Annotated in this window: 13 protein-coding genes; 10 read left to right on the plus strand and 3 right to left on the minus strand. The window is 42.7% G+C overall.

Annotated features, from left to right (window positions below):
* The first annotated feature begins 67 nt into the window (after nucleotides 1–67).
* Nucleotides 68–439 (plus strand): hypothetical protein, encoded by a 372-nt coding sequence (locus LQZ07_RS12775; RefSeq protein ID WP_016403274.1) that lies wholly within the window; start codon nucleotides 68–70, stop codon nucleotides 437–439.
* Here the strand turns inward: LQZ07_RS12775 and bioA are convergent.
* Complete coding sequence (bioA, locus tag LQZ07_RS12780) at nucleotides 429–1,700, minus strand: adenosylmethionine--8-amino-7-oxononanoate transaminase (RefSeq protein WP_152785024.1); 1,272 nt, start codon at nucleotides 1,698–1,700, stop codon at nucleotides 429–431. The two genes, LQZ07_RS12775 and bioA, sit on opposite strands and share 11 nt — an antisense overlap.
* A gap of 97 nt (nucleotides 1,701–1,797) precedes the next feature.
* Here bioA and bioB point away from each other — a divergent pair, with 97 nt between their 5' ends.
* The 7 genes from bioB (at nucleotide 1,798) to LQZ07_RS12815 (ending at nucleotide 10,122) form a co-directional block, all read left to right on the plus strand.
* The gene (bioB, locus tag LQZ07_RS12785) at nucleotides 1,798–2,850 is read left to right on the plus strand and encodes a biotin synthase BioB (RefSeq protein WP_016403271.1); all 1,053 of its coding nucleotides are present in this window, start codon (nucleotides 1,798–1,800) and stop codon (nucleotides 2,848–2,850) included.
* Nucleotides 2,851–4,026: an 8-amino-7-oxononanoate synthase gene (gene bioF, locus LQZ07_RS12790; protein WP_152785022.1), complete on the plus strand. Its 1,176-nt coding sequence runs from the start codon at nucleotides 2,851–2,853 to the stop codon at nucleotides 4,024–4,026.
* Entirely contained in the window at nucleotides 4,013–4,789 is a 777-nt protein-coding gene (gene bioC / locus LQZ07_RS12795) for a malonyl-ACP O-methyltransferase BioC (RefSeq protein WP_152785020.1), read from the plus strand. Before bioF ends, bioC begins: the two co-directional genes overlap by 14 nt.
* Nucleotides 4,782–5,471, plus strand: coding sequence for a dethiobiotin synthase (gene bioD, locus LQZ07_RS12800; RefSeq protein ID WP_152785018.1), 690 nt, complete (start codon nucleotides 4,782–4,784; stop codon nucleotides 5,469–5,471). Before bioC ends, bioD begins: the two co-directional genes overlap by 8 nt.
* Nucleotides 5,472–5,562: 91 nt before the next feature.
* On the plus strand, nucleotides 5,563–6,435 hold the full coding sequence (gene htpX, locus LQZ07_RS12805; RefSeq protein WP_016403266.1) for a protease HtpX: 873 nt from the start codon (nucleotides 5,563–5,565) through the stop codon (nucleotides 6,433–6,435).
* Between the two features lie 230 nt (nucleotides 6,436–6,665).
* The gene (locus LQZ07_RS12810; RefSeq protein ID WP_152785016.1) at nucleotides 6,666–7,643 is read left to right on the plus strand and encodes an ABC transporter substrate-binding protein; all 978 of its coding nucleotides are present in this window, start codon (nucleotides 6,666–6,668) and stop codon (nucleotides 7,641–7,643) included.
* 16 nt (nucleotides 7,644–7,659) lie between these two features.
* The gene (locus tag LQZ07_RS12815) at nucleotides 7,660–10,122 is read left to right on the plus strand and encodes a bifunctional diguanylate cyclase/phosphodiesterase (protein ID WP_016403264.1); all 2,463 of its coding nucleotides are present in this window, start codon (nucleotides 7,660–7,662) and stop codon (nucleotides 10,120–10,122) included.
* A 13-nt stretch (nucleotides 10,123–10,135) separates the two neighbouring features.
* Here LQZ07_RS12815 and LQZ07_RS12820 read toward each other — a convergent pair whose 3' ends face one another.
* Nucleotides 10,136–12,274, minus strand: coding sequence for an FAD-dependent oxidoreductase (locus tag LQZ07_RS12820; protein ID WP_152785014.1), 2,139 nt, complete (start codon nucleotides 12,272–12,274; stop codon nucleotides 10,136–10,138).
* Nucleotides 12,275–12,326: 52 nt separating this feature from the next.
* The gene (mobB, locus tag LQZ07_RS12825) at nucleotides 12,327–12,851 is read right to left on the minus strand and encodes a molybdopterin-guanine dinucleotide biosynthesis protein B (RefSeq protein WP_152785012.1); all 525 of its coding nucleotides are present in this window, start codon (nucleotides 12,849–12,851) and stop codon (nucleotides 12,327–12,329) included.
* Between the two features lie 119 nt (nucleotides 12,852–12,970).
* Here mobB and LQZ07_RS12830 point away from each other — a divergent pair, with 119 nt between their 5' ends.
* Nucleotides 12,971–14,665, plus strand: coding sequence for an autotransporter assembly complex family protein (locus LQZ07_RS12830; RefSeq protein WP_152785010.1), 1,695 nt, complete (start codon nucleotides 12,971–12,973; stop codon nucleotides 14,663–14,665).
* Nucleotides 14,662–18,447 (plus strand): translocation/assembly module TamB domain-containing protein, encoded by a 3,786-nt coding sequence (locus LQZ07_RS12835; protein ID WP_152785008.1) that lies wholly within the window; start codon nucleotides 14,662–14,664, stop codon nucleotides 18,445–18,447. Before LQZ07_RS12830 ends, LQZ07_RS12835 begins: the two co-directional genes overlap by 4 nt.
* Nucleotides 18,448–18,480: the final 33 nt, after the last annotated feature.

An 18,480-nucleotide genomic window follows, 5' to 3' on the forward strand; every position in this document is an offset into this window, starting at 1 on the left:
TAAAACTCCGGAAATCGATAACTTATGTTAAGGAAATACGCTTGTTTGAATAAAGGTGAGTGGGTAAATGCGACAAAATAGAAAAGAGCGTCGAAAAGGGCCAGATGGTCTTCAAAAGCTATTTGTGATTATCTCCTTGTTAGCTTGGACAATGTTTATTGGTTCTTTGGTGGTTTATCATTATGCAAGACCAGAGATAGCTTACAGCGCTTTTCAAACCACTGACGGACAGGGTTATAGAGACCACTGGATAGAGGATTTAAGACAAGTATTTGTGTTTTTGCTGTGGGGTTGTTGTGGCATTACCTTAGCGGGCATTTTTGTTAACTGGAGTCGCTCTCGCCGCAAAACAGACTATTTCAAAATGAACATGGGTCTGTTAGCGGTGATAGTTATCGCTATTTTGTTGTTCTATTACCTCAAGCTGTTTAGAGGCTAGTCACTACCTTATAAATAGCATCAGTCAACTTTTTAAGCTTGTTTGCTGAAATGGTGTAGGGCGGCATGATGTAAATTAGTTTTCCAAAGGGCCTTATCCATACACCGAGTTCCACAAATTTCGCTTGAATGTCTGCTAGATTCACCGCCTGCTTTGTCTCAACCACCCCAATGGCACCTAATACCCTAACATCTGTTACAGATTCTAAGCTTAGGCACTGTTTAAGTTGTGTCTTAAGTGATTGTTCTATCGTCGCAACTTTAGTTTGCCAGTCTGAAGAAATAAGCAGGTCAATGCTGGCATTTGCCACCGCGCATGCTAGTGGGTTACCCATAAACGTTGGACCATGCATAAATACGCCAGCCTCACCGCTACAAATAGTATTAGCAATAGATTTGCTGGTGATGGTCGCGGCAAGGCTCATGTAGCCACCCGTTAAGCCTTTGCCTAGACAAAGTATGTCGGGCTCTATCTCTGCATGCTCGCAGGCGAACAGTTTACCGGTTCGACCAAAGCCGGTGGCAATTTCGTCGGCAATTAATAATAGCTGGTATTGGTCGCACAGTTTTCGCAGTTCTTTTAAGTATTGAGGGTGGTAGATACGCATACCACCAGCGCCTTGAACTACTGGTTCTAAAATCACAGCCGCTATAGACTGATGATGTTGCTCGAGCATCTGTTGCATTGGTTCGATGTCTGCTGGATCCCACGTTTCCTCAAAGCGAGTTTGCGGCGCTTCGCAAAACAGATGCTCGGGTAAGAAGCCTTGATAGAGTTGGTGCATACCTCCATCTGGGTCACAGACCGACATAGCGCCAAAGGTGTCGCCGTGATAGCCGTTTCTTATGGTGGCAAACTTGGCACGTTTTTCACCTTTTGCATGCCAGTACTGCAACGCCATTTTTAATGCAACTTCAACGGCAACCGAGCCTGAATCACTAATAAACACCTGCTCTAAACTTGGTGGTGTTAGTGCCACTAGCTTTTTAGCAAGCTCAACTGCTGGTTTATGTGTTAGTCCGCCAAACATCACGTGCGACATATTGCCAAGTTGGTGAGCGGCTGCCCGGTCTAGCTCAGGCACTTTATAACCATGAATACAAGCCCACCAAGAAGCCATGCCATCAACGAGTCGGGTACCGTCTTCCAAAATGATCTCGCACCCTTCAGCAGAGATTACTGGATAGCAGGGCAGTGGTTTAATGGAAGACGTATAAGGGTGCCATAAATGTTGTTGGTCGTAATCTAAATCTATGCTCATTTTTTAACCATTGGTAAAGTTATCGGTTTTTTAAAGTTGACAGCGGCTTGGCTGTCGCTAGACTAGCGGATTATTATTTCTAAAGAAAGCTTCTCAAATGACTCAAGCACTCCGCCACGATTGGACCGTACAGGAAGTAAACGATTTGTTTGCTTTGCCATTTAACGATTTATTGTTTCAGGCTCAATGTGCGCATCGCGCCAATTTTGATCCAAACCAAGTACAAGTTTCTACCTTGTTATCGATTAAAACTGGCGCGTGTCCTGAGGATTGTAAGTACTGCCCACAAAGTGCTCACCATAAAACTGACCTTAAAACAGAGCGGCTATTAGAGGTTGAACATGTGCTGAGCGAGGCCAAAAAAGCCAAAGCAAACGGTTCAACTCGCTTTTGTATGGGCGCAGCATGGAAAAACCCTAAGCAGCGTGATATGCCTTACTTAGTGAAAATGGTAGAAGGCGTGAAAGAAATGGGCATGGAAACTTGTATGACCCTAGGCATGCTAGAGAAGCAGCAAGCTGAAGAACTGGCCGATGCAGGTTTAGATTACTACAACCATAACCTTGATACTTCACGCGAGTACTACCAAGAGATTATAACCACCCGTACTTACGACCAACGTTTAGATACTCTCGATAACGTACGCTCGGCAGGTATGAAAGTGTGCTCGGGCGGTATTATGGGTATGGGCGAGACGGCTACAGACAGAAGTGGTTTATTGGTTCAATTGGCTAATCTACCTCGCCATCCAGAAAGTGTTCCCATTAACATGCTGGTAAAAGTGAAGGGTACTTTACTTGAAGATGTTGATGATATGGATCAGTTTGAGTTTATTCGCTGCATAGCGGTTGCTCGTATCATGATGCCTCGCTCGCATGTGCGTTTATCGGCAGGACGTGAAGAAATGAACGAGCAGGTTCAGGCACTATGTTTTATGGCTGGCGCTAACTCTATTTTTTACGGGTGTAAGTTGCTTACTACGCCAAATCCTGATGAAAATCAGGACATGCAGTTGTTTAAAAAACTAGGTATTCGACCAGAGCCTGCAGCGCTCAAAAATGGTACTGAAGAGCAAGAAGAAGATCTTTACAAAACTTTGGTGAAACAGCAGCAGAAAAACAGCCCTTCACAATTTTACGACGCCTCGTAAATGGCATTTGAGTTTGTAAAACAGCAAGTAGAAAAGCGCAAACAGCAACAGTTGTTTCGCCAACGTAGATGTCAATCTAGCGCCCAAGGGCGTTTGATTGACATTGATAACCAACAGTTTGTTAATTTCTCAAGTAATGACTATCTCGGTTTATCTCACCACCCAAGAGTAATTGATGCTTGGATAAAAGGTGCCGAGAGTTATGGTGTGGGAAGTGGTGGTTCACCGTTGGTAACCGGTTTTCAAAAAGCGCACTACCAATTGGAAGAAACACTTTGTGAATGGCAGGGGCGTGAAGGTGCATTGCTATTTAACAGCGGTTTTTCCGCTAATCAGAGTGTTATTAAAGCACTACTCAAAAAAAACGATGTGCTGATCCAAGATAAACTCAACCATGCCTCCTTGATGGAAGCTGGAGTCCTGTGTGACGCGAACTTTAGCCGTTTTCAACATAACTCAGTAAGCCAGCTTGCTAACAGGTTAGAAAGCCAACAGGGTGAAAACTGTTTAGTGATCACTGAAGGCGTTTTTAGCATGGACGGTGATCAAGCACCGTTAAAGCCCATTAGTGATCTATGTAAACAACACAATGCTTGGTTAATGGTTGATGATGCCCACGGTGTTGGATGCTTAGGTGATCAAGGCAGAGGTTCCGCAGACCAACAAAACCTGACACCCAGCGATGTACAAATTCAAATGCTAACTTTTGGCAAAGCACTTGGTGTTTCCGGAGCAACGATTTTATGTAACCAAGCGCTTAAAGACTATTTGGTTAATTTCGACAAGAGCTATGTCTACTCAACAGCGATGCCAGCAGCCCAAGCTTGCGCAGTAACCGAAGCTATTCGGGTGCTGCAAACGCAGCCAGAATTGCAGCAACAGTTAGCTGATAATATTGCACTGTTTAGATCGTTAGCAATCGAAAACAATATTGCAGTTGCTGATTCAAATACAGCTATTCAACCGATTATTATCGGTGAGGCGGACAAAGCATTAGCGATGGCCGAGTCGCTGCAAGGCAAAGGGTTTTGGGTCTCTGCAATTCGTCCTCCTACAGTGCCGGTAAAAACTGCTAGGCTGCGGGTAACCTTAAGTAGTCATCACCAAGCACAAGATATTGTTGATCTTATAAATGCGATTCATGAAGTAAGTAAAGAAAACTATGGTCATCGATAAACAGCAGGTTGCTCGTCATTTCTCTAAAGCCGCTGATACCTATAATGATTATGCCGAGTTGCAACGCAATATTGGCGAAACCCTAATAAGCTACTTACCTAATAAGCTTTATCCTCTAGCGATAGATTTAGGCTGTGGCCCAGGCTATTTTTCTCGTTCTCTAAAGGCTCACTCATCTCATGTTGTGGCCTTAGATTTGTCTTTAGCAATGGCAACTAAAGCAAAGCACTATGCTCAGCCATGTGCAGCGTTGGTTAGTGATGCGGAACACTTAGGCTTAGCCGACAATAGTGTAGATTTAGTGTTTTCAAGCTTAGCAATGCAGTGGTGCAATGATCTTGCAGCTGCACTAAAAGAAATTAGGCGGGTACTTAAGCCAAATGGCGTTTTGTTATTTTCCACTCTCAGCCAAGGTACCTTATTTGAGCTTGAACAAGCATGGTCTAGCATCGACTCCCACCGTCATGTAAACCGATTCCTAACTCAGAATGATATTGTACAAGCGGCTAGTAAAGCCGGTTTTAGCAATGCCAAGTTTCATCATGAGCAACGAACACTTTGGTATGAGCATGCCTTGTTGTTGCTGGCCGATTTAAAAGGTATCGGCGCAAACTATGTGGTTGGGGGAGAGCCAAATTCAACAAATCGCGGTCAACTAAAGGCTATGGCTAGAAACTATAAGGAAATGTTCGGCGAAGCAACCAACAACATGCAAATTAGTGCCACCTATAAAGTGAGTTATGGAGTATTGATTAATGACTAAGTCTGTTTTTATCACCGGCACCGATACAGAAGTAGGTAAGACCGTAGTGAGTTGTGGCTTGGTAAAAGCGCTACAAAACAAGTTCTCAATTGTTAATGGTTTTAAGCCCATTGCAGCTGGAACTGAAATGTTTGATTCAGGAGAAGGCAATGAAGATGCGCTGGCATTAATGAAGGTAAACTCCAGTGAACTCGACTATGCAGAAGTAAATCCAGTAATGCTAAAACATGCTATAGCCCCCCATATCGCCGCAAAGCTTGAGAAAAAGCCAGTTGATAGCGCGTTAATGGCCAGTGGGTTACAGCGTTTAGTTTGTAAATCAGATTTTGTTGTGGTTGAAGGAGCAGGCGGTTGGCATGTGCCACTTAATGAACAAGGGCTGATGATGTCTGATTGGGTAGCTGAGCAGGGTTTACCTGTAGTGTTAGTTGTTGGAGTGAAGCTTGGATGTTTAAACCATGCCTTGCTAAGCGCTGAAGCGATAAACGCCAGTGGTTGTAATGTGGTGGCTTGGGTGGCTAATAATTTAAGTGAGCCTTCAGATATATCAAAATTGAATATCAGCTATTTACAAGGTGCCATAGATGCTCCTTGTATTGCTGAACTTCCTTATAACACCAGCCTTAACGCTAACTTAGCAGCGGAATGCTTTGATATAGATGCTCTGGTCAACCAAATCTAAACGTATTTACCCTATTTAAGCCATTGAAAAGTGTGAGTTATACCCCATATATTATGGTAATTGGGTAATTCCATCATAATCGAGGAAGACGATGAAACGTATATTGTTGTTTTTAGGCACTAACTTAGCTGTTGTTCTAGTGCTAGGCATTGTAATGAACATAGTGTTTTCTGCTCTGGGGATCTCTACCCAAAGCATGGGCGGTTTGTTGATTTTCTGTGCCATTTTTGGCTTCGGCGGCTCTATCATTTCTTTGCTTATTTCCAAGTGGATGGCAAAGCGTTCTACCGGAGCTCAGGTTATTACAACGCCGAGAAACCAAACCGAAGCATGGTTGGTTGATACCGTGGCAAGGCAGGCAAAAGCAGCAGGTATTGGTATGCCAGAAGTTGCTATCTACAATGCTCCAGATATGAACGCATTTGCTACTGGCGCTAAGCGAGATGATGCCTTAGTGGCTGTGAGCACAGGTTTGTTAGACAACATGACTCGCGATGAGGTTGAAGCTGTTCTCGCCCACGAAGTTAGTCATATTGCTAATGGCGACATGGTTACCCTTACTCTAATTCAAGGTGTAGTAAATACCTTTGTAATGTTCTTAGCGCGAATCATCGCTAACGTTATTAGCTCTGCTATGAGTAACAATAATGAGAACGGACAAGGCATGGGCACCTTTGCCTATATTGCAACTGTGTTTGTGCTTGAAATGGTGTTTGGTATTTTGGCCAGCATTATTGTTATGTGGTTTTCGCGTCAACGCGAGTACCGCGCCGATGAAGGCTCTGCCAAGTTAGTTGGTAAAGACAAAATGATTAATGCTCTACAACGATTAGGTGGAAGTAGAGAGCCAGAAATGGAAGGCTCTATGATGGCCTTTGGTATTAATGGTAAACGCGCAATGAGCGAGCTGTTTTTAAGCCACCCACCTTTAGAAAAACGCATTGCCGCATTACGAGCACGTTAAGCTCGGTCAATCGACCAAAAACTTTAATGAAAGTGCCGCTTTGTCGGCACTTTTTTGATCTTGCGCTTAATTTTTGAGCGTAAACTTTTAAGTTTGTAATATCCTCATAATTTTTTAAACTGTTTGCTTTCTTTTTGCTTTCTTTTTGCTTTCTTTTTGCGTCTAGCGCAAGCAGAATGGATGGCTAGTTTTAGTTGTATGCTCAGGAAGAGTTAAGAACTATCAGGGATATGAAATTTACGTTTTTATCAATCAACGCAAGTAAGATTGGAATACTACTTTTTTTTAGTAGTGTCTTACTTGCATGTCAAAGCCAAACCCAAGCTCTACGTGTAGCCGTGTCTCCTTGGCTGGGCTTTGAACCTATATTCCTGTCTAAGCAGCTTTCTTTCGAAGGCTCTAATGCATATATCGTAAATGAACTAACAACTCCCAGCCATGTCATGCACGCTCTTAAAAGTGGGCAGGTGGATGCTGGTTTCTTAAGTCTCACCGAAACAATTAGTTTATTATCCGAGCGAGTAGATTTAACTGTAGTTGCGATTATCGATAGAAGTGTCGGTGGAGATGCATTAGTCACACGCCAAGATATTAAGAACATCGAACAACTAAAAGGCGAACGCATCGGCTACGAGAGCCTATCGGTAGCCTCTTTAGTGATGGATGACTGGTTACAAGACACCAAGGTTAACGCAGATGATTTTGTCTTGGTAGAAGCTAAACTTGATGAGCAATTGGCACTATTTCGCAAAGGCGAAATAAGTGCAGTGATGACCTCAGGTCCAATTCAAAGCCGTTTGGTAGATAATCTATCTGCCAACGTTTTATACAAAAGCGCGGCACAAGGCCAACCGTATTATCGCGTAATGGTGGTAAGAACTGAGGTCTTACAAAAAAAGCGAAACGGTATTTCGAATTTATTGAAAAACTTTTATAAAGCCAACACTTGGTTAGAGGAGCATTCAAGAGAAGGCTACAAGTTAATCGCTAAGCGAACCCAACTTTACAGTAAAGAAGTTCGCCAAGCTTACGGAAATATTCAAATGCTTAATGCTCAGCAAAGCATTGCACTTTTCTCTGGTAATTTTATTTTGGGGCTTGCGCAGGAAAAAGCGCAACGTATGGCTGAGTTGGAATTGATCCACCGAGCACCTGATTTATCGCGTAGTTTTACCAGCGAGTGGTTATTGGAGTTGAACGGTGTATAGGTTTAAACGGATTTCATTGAGTGTAGTAATACCTATTTTGGCCTTGGTATTATTAGTTATTGCTCAAAGTTTATTATTGTTAGGTACGCTGCATGAGCAACGTAATAAAATGGCTGAACATGCTAGCCAACGTTTGTTGCATATTGGCTATCAGCTTCAGCAAAGCCTTTCAGACAGCTTATCTCGTCATCAATGGGATATTGCTGAGCGACAGCTAACCCTTGTAGCTTTAAATCAACAATTGGACTCACTGCAGGTTATTGACCCTCAAGGTTTGGTTCAAATATCTAATAAACGTGCAGAAAAGAGCCTGTTTGCTGCAGACAATGCTAATTATTTCAATACCGAACTATTTAATCAGGTAAAGAACAAGCGCTCACCAGTATCGCAAGTATTACCTGAACATTGGCAAGTGAACTTGTATCTACCATTAGATATGGGACCACGAGAAGACAGCCTGCGAAGAGCTGAGCAGGGCGCAATATTTGTAAGTTATAACTTGCAAAATACTTGGTTAGTAAAGCGTGAGATGATTATTGATGAAGCAATTAAAACCTTCATCTACATGTCGGTGGCTATGCTGCTGTTGGTATTAATGCTTAACCGACTATTAGTTGCGCCTATTAACAAACTGGTGGGGCGCACTAAGCAAATTCAAACTCATCGAAATGCCAATATTGCGGCCAAAAGCCAAGGTGAAATCGGTGCTTTAGAGCATGCAATTGGTAAAATGGCTAATGGCATTCATAGTAGCTTTGCCCAACTGCAACGCAGTGAACAACGCTGGCAATTTGCGTTAAGTGGCTCTGGCGACGGCATTTGGGACTGGAATTTAATCACTAACTCTGTGTACTACTCGCCACAGTGGAAAGCCATGTTAGGTTACCAAGATAGCGAAATAGGTGAAAAGATTGAGGAGTGGGAATCTAGGATCCACCCGGAAGACTTAGACAAAACCCTTAATGAATTGCGCAAGCATTTGAAAAAGAAAAATAAAGTGTATGAGTCAATGCACCGAGTTAAGCATAAAGATGGTCACTATTTGTGGGTATTATCTCGAGGCATGGTCGTTGAGCGCAGCGAACGCGGTCTACCTTCACGAGTTATTAGTACTCAGACAAACATTTCCGAAGTACGTTCTGCCCAAGAGCTAGTGCGTTTTCAGTCTTCTCATGACGACATTACTCGATTGTCTAATCGCCGTAAGCTTCTTGAAAACTTAGACCTCGAAATTGAAAGAGGGCGTAAATCCAATAAAGTTGGTGCGTTGATTTACCTCGATATTGACCATTTTAAAAACGTAAATGACATGTTAGGTCATGCCGCAGGTGATTTACTGCTTCGTTTGATCGCTCACCGTTTGCGTGAGGGGCGCACCAGCACAGAAACTGTAGCCCGCCTTGGTGGTGATGAGTTTGCTTTATTAGTGCCTAATTTATCTACCGATCGCGAAGAAGCGAAGCAGCTTGCTAGCAACATGGCAGAGCATTTAGGTCGAGTTATTCATAAAGAGTTTGTGATTAAAGGTAACCAAATATCGCTAAACTTAACCACAGGTGTAGCTTTGTTCCCTAATCACGATAGTAATGCTACCGAGATTCTGCGTCAGGCAGACATTGCGCTTTATCATGGTAAAGACAATGAACGCTCCAGTGTTCATGTGTTCTCTGATCAAATGGCAGACGAAATTCAAGAGCGTCACCAGCTAACTAAAATGATGAGAGAAGCGCTAGAAAACGAAGATATGGTGGCATATTTTCAGCCTCGTTATAACGCCAATTTTGAGATGGTGGGCGCCGAAACACTGCTTCGCTGGTTCGACACCAAATTAGGCTGGATTTCTCCTGGACGTTTTATTCCTCTTGCTGAGGAAACAGGCTTAATTGTTACCCTAGGACAATGGGTTATGCGTAGTGCCTGTGAAACCCTGAAGACTTGGGAAGATAGAGGTTTACCAGAAAACTTTAAAACCTTATCAATAAACGTTAGCCCCAATCAGTTCCACCGCAATACCTTTGTGCAAGAAACGCTAGCGATTATTCAAGAAGCGGGCTGTGACCCTAAACTCATTGAGTTAGAGATTACAGAAGGTGTATTGGTAGATAACGTGCAAGACACGGTAGAGAAAATTCAAGCGTTGCGTGATATAGGGGTTCGTTTCTCGGTAGATGATTTTGGTACCGGCTATTCGTCATTGGCGTACTTGAACAAATTACCAATTAACTGTTTAAAAATTGATAAATCCTTTGTGAGCGAATTACAAAGTGGTGGTAGTGAATGTGCCATTATTACTACCATTATCTCCATGGCTGAGAACTTAGACTTAGAAGTTATTGCAGAAGGTGTGGAGACTGAGTACCAATTAGAGTTCTTAAAGTACCGTCGTTGTACGGTTTACCAAGGGTTCTATTTTAGTGAGGCACTTGAGCCTGAAATCTTTGAGGAACGTTTGTTTATTGGTCAGGCTGAAATAGCCTGACCAATAAGGTTAGTTACGCTTTTCTCGTCCAAGCATGGAATTTCTCTAGATACGATAGGATTTTTTCGGGTGCGTGATTACGCTTCCATTCACCCGCTACATATTTGTTTGCTTCCATCATGGTTGGGTAGGCATGTATGGTTCCTAAGATTTTATTTAAACCTAAGCCATGTTTCATTGCTAAGGTAAACTCTGCTAATAATTCTCCAGCATGCTCACCAACAATGGTTGCACCAAGTATTTTGTCTTTTCCTGGTACGGTAAGCACTTTAATGAAGCCTTTAGTTGCACCTTCAGCAATTGCGCGGTCTAGTTCTTCCAGCTCAAACTTAGTTACTTCGTAACCAATGTCCTGTTGCTTAGCTTCTTGCTCATTTAAACCTACACGAGCAACCTCGGGATAGGTGTAGGTTGCTGCTGGAATTACCGAGTAATCGGCTTTAAACTTTTTGAATCGACCAAACAGCGCGTTTACTGCGGCATACCAAGCTTGATGAGCTGCAAAGTGGGTAAATTGATAAGGCCCTGCTACGTCGCCAACAGCATAAATATTGGGGAAATTGGTTTGCAAATGTTCATTTACCGCAATCGTGCCGCGCTCTGAGTTTTCTATACCAAGCTCTTCTAATCCAAAGCCCTTAGTATTTGCAACACGGCCTAATGCGAGTATCACTTTATCAAAAATAACTTCTTTTTCTTGCTCGCCTTTAATCAGTTTTACACTTTGCTGGCCGTTTTGATTATGAAAGCTAACCGCTTTCCAACCCAATAATAGATTGATGCCTTCATGAGTAAACTGTTCTTTTAATAACTTACTCACCTCTAGGTCTTCTCGAATTAATAGGTGGTCGGCCATTTCGATTTGAGTCACTTCGGCACCTAATCGGGTAAAACTTTGGGTTAATTCACAGCCAATTGGACCACCACCTAACACGAGTAGCTTCTCTGGGAGTTGTTTAAGCTGCCAAAGCGTATCTGAAGTTAAATACTCGACCTCTTGCAAACCGGGGATGCCCGGTACTAGTGGTCGAGCACCAGTAGCAACTACAATGTTTTGGGTAGTCACTGATTTACCGTCTATTTCGACTTCCCAAGGGCTAATGATTTTTGCGGTGCCTTGAACACAGTTAACCCCTAATTTGGTATAACGCTCTACCGAGTCATGTGGTTCAACTTGTTGAATAACATCATGTACTCGTTGCATTACCTTGGCAAAATTTGCTTGTGCATCAACTTTTTCATAACCAAGTTTTTCTGCATTGCTCGCTTCATAGGCAAACTTTGCACTGCGTATTAATGCTTTAGAGGGTACACAACCAGTGTTTAAACAGTCGCCGCCCATTAAGTGCTTTTCAACTAAGGTGACTTTTGCTTTAACAGCTGCAGCGATGTACGAACTCACTAAGCCACCTGCACCGGCTCCAATAACTAACATGTTGTTATCAAATGAACTTGGCTTTTGGTAGGGGGCGTAGACTTTGCGTTGCTTAATGCCGTTTAATATAGCCTTACTAATGTAAGGAAGAATACCCAATAGGGTGAAGGCGATAAGTAGAGACGGTGACAATATTCCCGATAAGCTATCTAACTTTGCTAACTCGGTGCCTGCGTTCACATACACTACGGTTGCGGGGAACATGCCTATTTGGCTTACCCAATAAAAGGTTTTAAGAGGCAGTTTGGTTAATGCCATTACAAGGTTGATTAAAAAGAAAGGAAAGACTGGTATTAGCCTTAAACTTAAAAGATAAAAAGCACCTTCTTTTTCTATACCTTTGTTAATGCTCTTTAGTTTGTCGGCATAGCGCTGTTCTAAGCTGTCTCTAACTAAGTAGCGAGCTACTATAAACGCTAAACTCGCGCCGATAGTACTGGCAAAAGAAACCATTATTACGCCGTTCACTACACCAAATAATGCGCCGGCCAGCAAAGTAAGAAGGGCGGCGCCTGGTATCGAAAATGCGGTTACAAAAACATACAAAAAGAAATAAGCAACAATAGACACTAAGAAGTGATTTTCTACAGTGCTTTGTAAATCAGCTTGGCTTTGTTTAATGGTTTCGAAGTTAAGCCATTGGCCTAAGTCGAACCAAAGGATAAGACCGACAATAACTGCGAGCACCGCTACAACAATCAGTTTATTTGGTTTCATATTTTGTTCTCTAAACAGTAGTGACAGTTTATAGACCGATAAGCTTATGATTCTATTTCACAATTTTTACGTTGTTAGTATAGGCTAATATGAAATCACTGATTAGCTTAGGCTTATTTAAATCTAACAAAGGTAAGTCTGTATTAAGCTTATCAGGGCTAGCCACAGCGATGACGTGCTTGTCATTTGGGAACAGCAAAGGCTTACCAAGATCGCTTCGATGAATTTCTATTTTTGCCACTTCGCTATGTCGATAGCCTTCAACGATCACTAAATCGCATAGTTGCCAGTTTATCCAAGACAACTGTTCGTTTAAGTCGTCATGTTGCTGCTGAAGACTAAAGTGGTAACGTTTATGAGGGCATGAAAGTATCACCTGTTCGGCGCCAGCCTCTGCAAACTTATGGCTGTCTTTACCAGGTTTATCCAGCTCTATTGCGTGATGGCTATGTTTTATAACCGCAACACTTAAACCCCGTGCCTTTAGCAAAGGAATAAGTTGGCTTAGTAAGGTGGTTTTTCCGCTGCCGCTATAGCCAGCCAAGGCGATGATTGGTTTTGGCCAGTTTCTAGTCATTTTATCTCCAAGTTAGTTATTTTTTACCAATTTAACAAAGCCTAAGCAGATAAGTGGTTTTAAACTTACAAAAAAACATTAAACTGAGCGCTTAAAGGATTTTCTAAGGATTTGTGCATTTGTTTTTTCGCTTGTGGCCGATGTTGCTTGTTTTGTTTACCACTTCGGTAGCAGCGATAGATTTTGATTACCAAGGTATTTCTGGTGAGTCAAAAGATAATGTAAAGGTCTACCTAGAAGCGCAAACCTTTCCTGATAACAGCAGTGCCCGCCGTATAATCAGCGCCAGTAGTGAACAAACCAAACGCGCTCTACGTGCCCTAGGCTATTACCAAAGCGAAATTACCATAACAGAAACCGCAGAAAAAAAGTTCCTGGTGGATGTAGAGCTAGGTGAGCGGCTGCGGGTAAACAAGTTTGAACTGGATTTTGTTGGCGCAGCAACGAAAGACAGTCGTTATACCGGCGCTATAGCTCGCAGTGGCTTAGCAGAAGGACAAGTTTTTACCCATGCAGCCTACGACAGCCTTAAATCAGAATTCGACCGCCTAGCTTCTCGATATGGCTACTTCGATGCGGTTTACCATAAAGCAGAAGTTCAGATCAGTATTGTAAATAATACCGCCGACATTTATTTAAGTTATGACTCTGGCGAGCGTTACCGTTTTGGCGACATCGTGTTTACAAATCCAGAATTACCACAAACCATGTTTGCTAATTTGGCTGAGTTTAATAAGCAAGATCGTTACGATTCACAAAAGGTAGGCGAGTTTAACCAACGACTGGGTGAAACGGACTACTTCCAAGTGATTTCTGTACGACCGGATATTGGCAATCGACATGACGGTGAAATTGATTTACTGGTTGGTTTGCAATTAAAGCCGCGCGATACCTTTGAGGTGGGTGGTGGTATCACAACCGATATTGGCCCTAGAGTTAGGTTAAAATGGACCCGACCGTGGGTGAACGAAAATGGCCATAGTATTACTTTTGAGATTGAAGCCGCAGAGCCAAAGCAAAGCGCTCAGTTTGTTTACCGGATCCCCATAGATAATCCAGTTGACGATTACGTGGATATTCAAACCGGTTATATTCGAGAAAAAACCAATGACACCGAAAGTGAAAAGACTATTTTGTCTACCACCCGTCAATGGCGTTTAGATAACGAATGGAAGCCTTCTTTGTTTTTAAAGTGGCAACACGAAGAATACCGCCAGGCTGATCAGTATTCAGTATCTGATTTGGTGCTACCCGGTGCTAACTTTGCTCGTTTACGTACTCGTGGTGGTTTAGACCCTTACTGGGGCGATAACTTACAAGCTAGCTTAGAAGTGGGTCATCCTTATTGGGGATCAGATGTAGAAATGTTGCGCTTAGCGGGTTTGGGTAAATGGTTACGTTCATATCAAAATCATCGTATCTTACTTAGGGCTGATCTTGGTGGCATTCTAGTTGATGATATTACCGACGTACCTGCATCTATGCGTTTCTTTGCCGGTGGTGACCAAAGTATTCGTGGATATGATTATAAAACCATTAGCCCAAAAAATGACGACGGCCAATTGATTGGTGGTAAATATCTCACCGTGGGCAGTGTCGAGTATAACTATCAATTTGCTGAAAAGTGGCGCTGGGCTACCTTCGTAGATGCCGGTACAGCAACTAATGATTTTTCTGAGCCCGTTTCTGTTGGTGTTGGTATGGGTATTCGTTGGCTAACGCTTATTGGTCCATTACGTTTAGATGTTGCGAAGGGCTTACAAAATGAGTCTGACCCGTGGCGTATTCACTTTTCTCTAGGGCCTGATTTATGATTTTTCGGGCTGTTAAATACACGCTAATTTCTATAAGCGCTTTACTATTTTGTTTGATACTTGCGTTATCGTTTACCCCTAGTACCCAATGGATATTAACTAAGGTTAGTGACTTAGTTGATGGTCTAAGCATCATTGAGCCCGATGGTAATTTGTATGAGGGCATAAAGGCCCAACAGCTGAGCTGGCAGCAAGCCGGCTTGTTGGTTGAGTTAAATGATTTAGAGCTTGCTTTAGACTGGGTGTGTATTAGCCAAACTAAACTTTGTGTCGAAAAGCTGGTTAGCTCAACGCTTACTGTTGAAGTAGATACTGAAGCTATGACTCAAGCTTCAACAAGCGAGCCAGAACCTCTTAAGCCAGAAGAAGACACCGGCCCTTGGCAGCCTCCATTTCCATTTGTGGTTAATCTATTTAATGTGAGCAACGCTTCTATCATCATTGATGGGATAGATATTTCTTGGCAGAAAGTGCTTATTCAAGCCAATTGGGCAGAAGACAATATTCGAGTAGAGCAGTTGCATTTAAACAACTGGCAAGTTGCGCTACCAGCAGGTAGTGAGCAAGAAGAGCAAGCCAAGACAAGCAACGAAGAATCCAAGCCACTATTACCACTGCTCATCGAAGTACCACAGATCACCATGCCATATCGGATAGATGTTAGCGATCTTCAATTAACTAAAGGTAAGTTAAAGCTTGATACCCAAGAGCTAGAATTTCCTGTCGCTAAACTACGTGGGGTCTTAGGTTTTGTAGAACTAGAGTTAGCGAAGCTATACGTAGAAAGCCCATGGGGAAATCTTCAACTTAGTGGTAAGCAGGCATTTCAAAACCGGTATGCATCTCTGCTAGAAGGCGCTTGGGAGATGCCACTGGCTGACCAACAATTGCGCACCAACTTTCGCTTAAACGGCGATGGTGACGAGCTAAATGCTGAAATTACCACATCCGGATTGATTGAAAGCCAATTAGATAGCCAAATTGCTTGGCTACAAACAAACCTGCCTTTTGAATTACGAGCTGACCTAAACCAAGCGTTTACCTTGGTTGATGAACAGCTCACGTTGACCAGTCTAAGTCTTAATACTAGTGGTGACCTAACTGGTTATCAATTACAACTGCAAAGTGACTTAGCTGGTGTTCAAGATCTTTGGTTAAACGCACAATTACAAGGTGACTTGAACGAGCTACAAGCATTTGACATTCAAGGTGAATTACTTGAGAAACTAGTCATAGATGAAAGCAGCGAAGATCGACTCAATCAGAATAAGCTAAATGGTACTGAATTTAATGAGTCAACTCGCAATGTGGTTGGTGGATTTCAATTTACCGGCGCTGCAGCTTGGTCACCTACCTTAAGTGCCCAACTAATTGCTGACATAGATAACTTGCAGCTTAGTCATTGGCTAGATCTCGGCGAAGATATGGCTTTGCCGGACTTAGAAGGAAAACTTGTTGCTAGCATCGAAGACCAAGTGTGGTCGCTAGAAAACGCCGATATTACAGGTGAGTGGTTAAAGCTTCCTTTGAGTATTCAGGCATCAGCAAGTGGAGACTTAGCAAAACAAACTAATCAAGTTGATGCATTAATCGCTCTAGCAAATACTCAAATTGATAGCAGTGTGCAGTTAAACGAACAAACCATTTCAGTAAATGCCAATTTAACAGCAACTCAATTAGCAGAGTTACCTTGGTTAGAAAGCGGGGCAGCAACAGCGCAAGTTAAAGTAACTGGCGAGCTCAATCAGCCCACAGTCAATTGGCAAATTAAAGCCGAGCAGATTGCAAACAAGCAAATAGCACTTGATGCCGTAACCAGTAAAGGAAACCTGAGCTTAGACGAAAGCTTTTCTGGTCAGCTTAATCTTGCTCTAGCTAATCTTAAAGTCGCTGGTGAAACAGTAAACGAAGCAACGCTTAAGTATATGAGTAAGAATCAAAATCAAACGCTTAATCTGGCGGTTGAACAATCTACTCGTAATCTACATTTGGATTTAGCAGGTGGAGGCTCCTTATCTTCTTGGCAAGGTCAGTTGTTAAAAGCTGATTTAACCGCAGAATTGGGCACTTGGTTCTTATCAAATCCTATCGATCTTGCTTATCAAGACTCGGTCGCAAGTGTTGGGGAGCACTGCTGGTCTCGCGATGACAGTGAGTTGTGTTTGTTATCGCCATTTTCTACTGACGGCAATAGTAAGCTGGACTTGCGGGTAAAAGACTTTGATTTTCTGGTATTAAATCACCTACTGCCAGAAGGAACCGAGTTGCAGGGGCAAGCATCTGCAGAAGTTAACGCGCAGTTTAGTCAATGGGTTCCAGAAACAGCAAAAATAAACTTACATCTAAATCCTGGTTCAGTTATTCAAAAAACCGAACTCAATGAAGTAACCTTAAGTTATCAAGTATTAAGCATAGACGCTGATCTGGAAGGCGAGACATTGCAGTGGCAAGCCTTATTTGAGTCAGAAGAGTTAGGTGCTTTACGTTCGTCAGGAGTAACTTCGATTGATAGAGAAGGGCAAATAGACGGCAAGTTAGATATCGACAACATTCGTCTCTCACCTTTGCTTCCATTTGTAACGGTTCTCGACAACCTAGAGGGTCGAATAGACGGTGAAGTTGTAGTTAAAGGGCAGGTAATTTCACCTAAGTTAGATGGAGAAATAAATCTAACTGAAGGATATGTATCTGGGCCCGATGTGCCCTTGAGTATTGAGCAACTAGAAACGCAAATCTTGCTAGACAACCAGCAAGCCAATATCTCCGGTAAATTTAATAGTGAAGGAAGAACTGCTCAATGGCAGGGCGACTTTGCGTGGCCCAATAATAAGTTAGAGGGTGAGTTGGATATAAATGCCAAGTTGCTTCCAATTATCGTTGATCCTTACGCTACCTTAGCTGTTTCGCCAGATATTAAAATTAAGTTAATCGACGATCTTATCGACATTGGCGGCACGGTAGCAGTAGAAGAGGGCGCGATAAAAGTTAAGTCTTTGCCAGAGTCAGCAGTCTCAGAGTCTTCGGATGCGATTGTCATTGAAGAGCAAAGCGAAGCTGTTGCTTCTCAACGTACAAAGATAGATGTAACAGTGACCTTAGCCGAGGAGATTACCCTAGAGGCCTTAGGCTTGAATACTAACTTAAAAGGTCATTTAAACTTAAAACAACAACCTAGCGAGCCCTTGCTAGCAGATGGACGCATTGAGTTGATCGATGGGCGCTTTAGAGCTTACGGGCAAAACCTACTTATTGAGAAAGGTTGGATCATGTTTACTGGTCCTTTAGAGCAACCTTATCTTGATATTCAAGCAGTACGTAATCCAGATACGATTTCTGATGATGTCACCGTTGGGGTGCAAGTAGTTGGCTTAGCCGATGCGCCGCAGGTTAGTTTGTTTTCTGAGCCATCTATGTCGCAAAATGAAATGTTGTCTTACTTACTGCGCGGGCGGGCATTAAGTGATAGCGAGCAAGATGACAATGCCTTGTCTTCGATGTTACTTAGCGCCGGTATCGGCAGAGCTGAAGGGCTAGTGGGTAATGTAGGTAGTACTCTTGGCTTAAATGATTTGTCTTTAAGTACTGCTGGTTCTGGCAGCTCCACTCAAGTAGAAGTGAGCGCCTATGTATTACCTGGAGTTCAAGTAAGATATGGCATGGGAGTTTTTGACCCAGTTAACGAACTAACCATTAAATACGAGATCTTGCCCAAATTGTTTATTGAAGCATTCTCTGGGTTAAATAGCGCACTAGATGTTTATTACGAGTTTTACCTAGAATAAACCATGTGTTTGGTTTGCAATGTATAGATAAGG

Origin of the sequence: Agarivorans sp. B2Z047 (genome assembly GCF_023373605.1) — a bacterium.
Taxonomy (GTDB): Bacteria; Pseudomonadota; Gammaproteobacteria; order Enterobacterales; family Celerinatantimonadaceae; genus Agarivorans; species Agarivorans albus.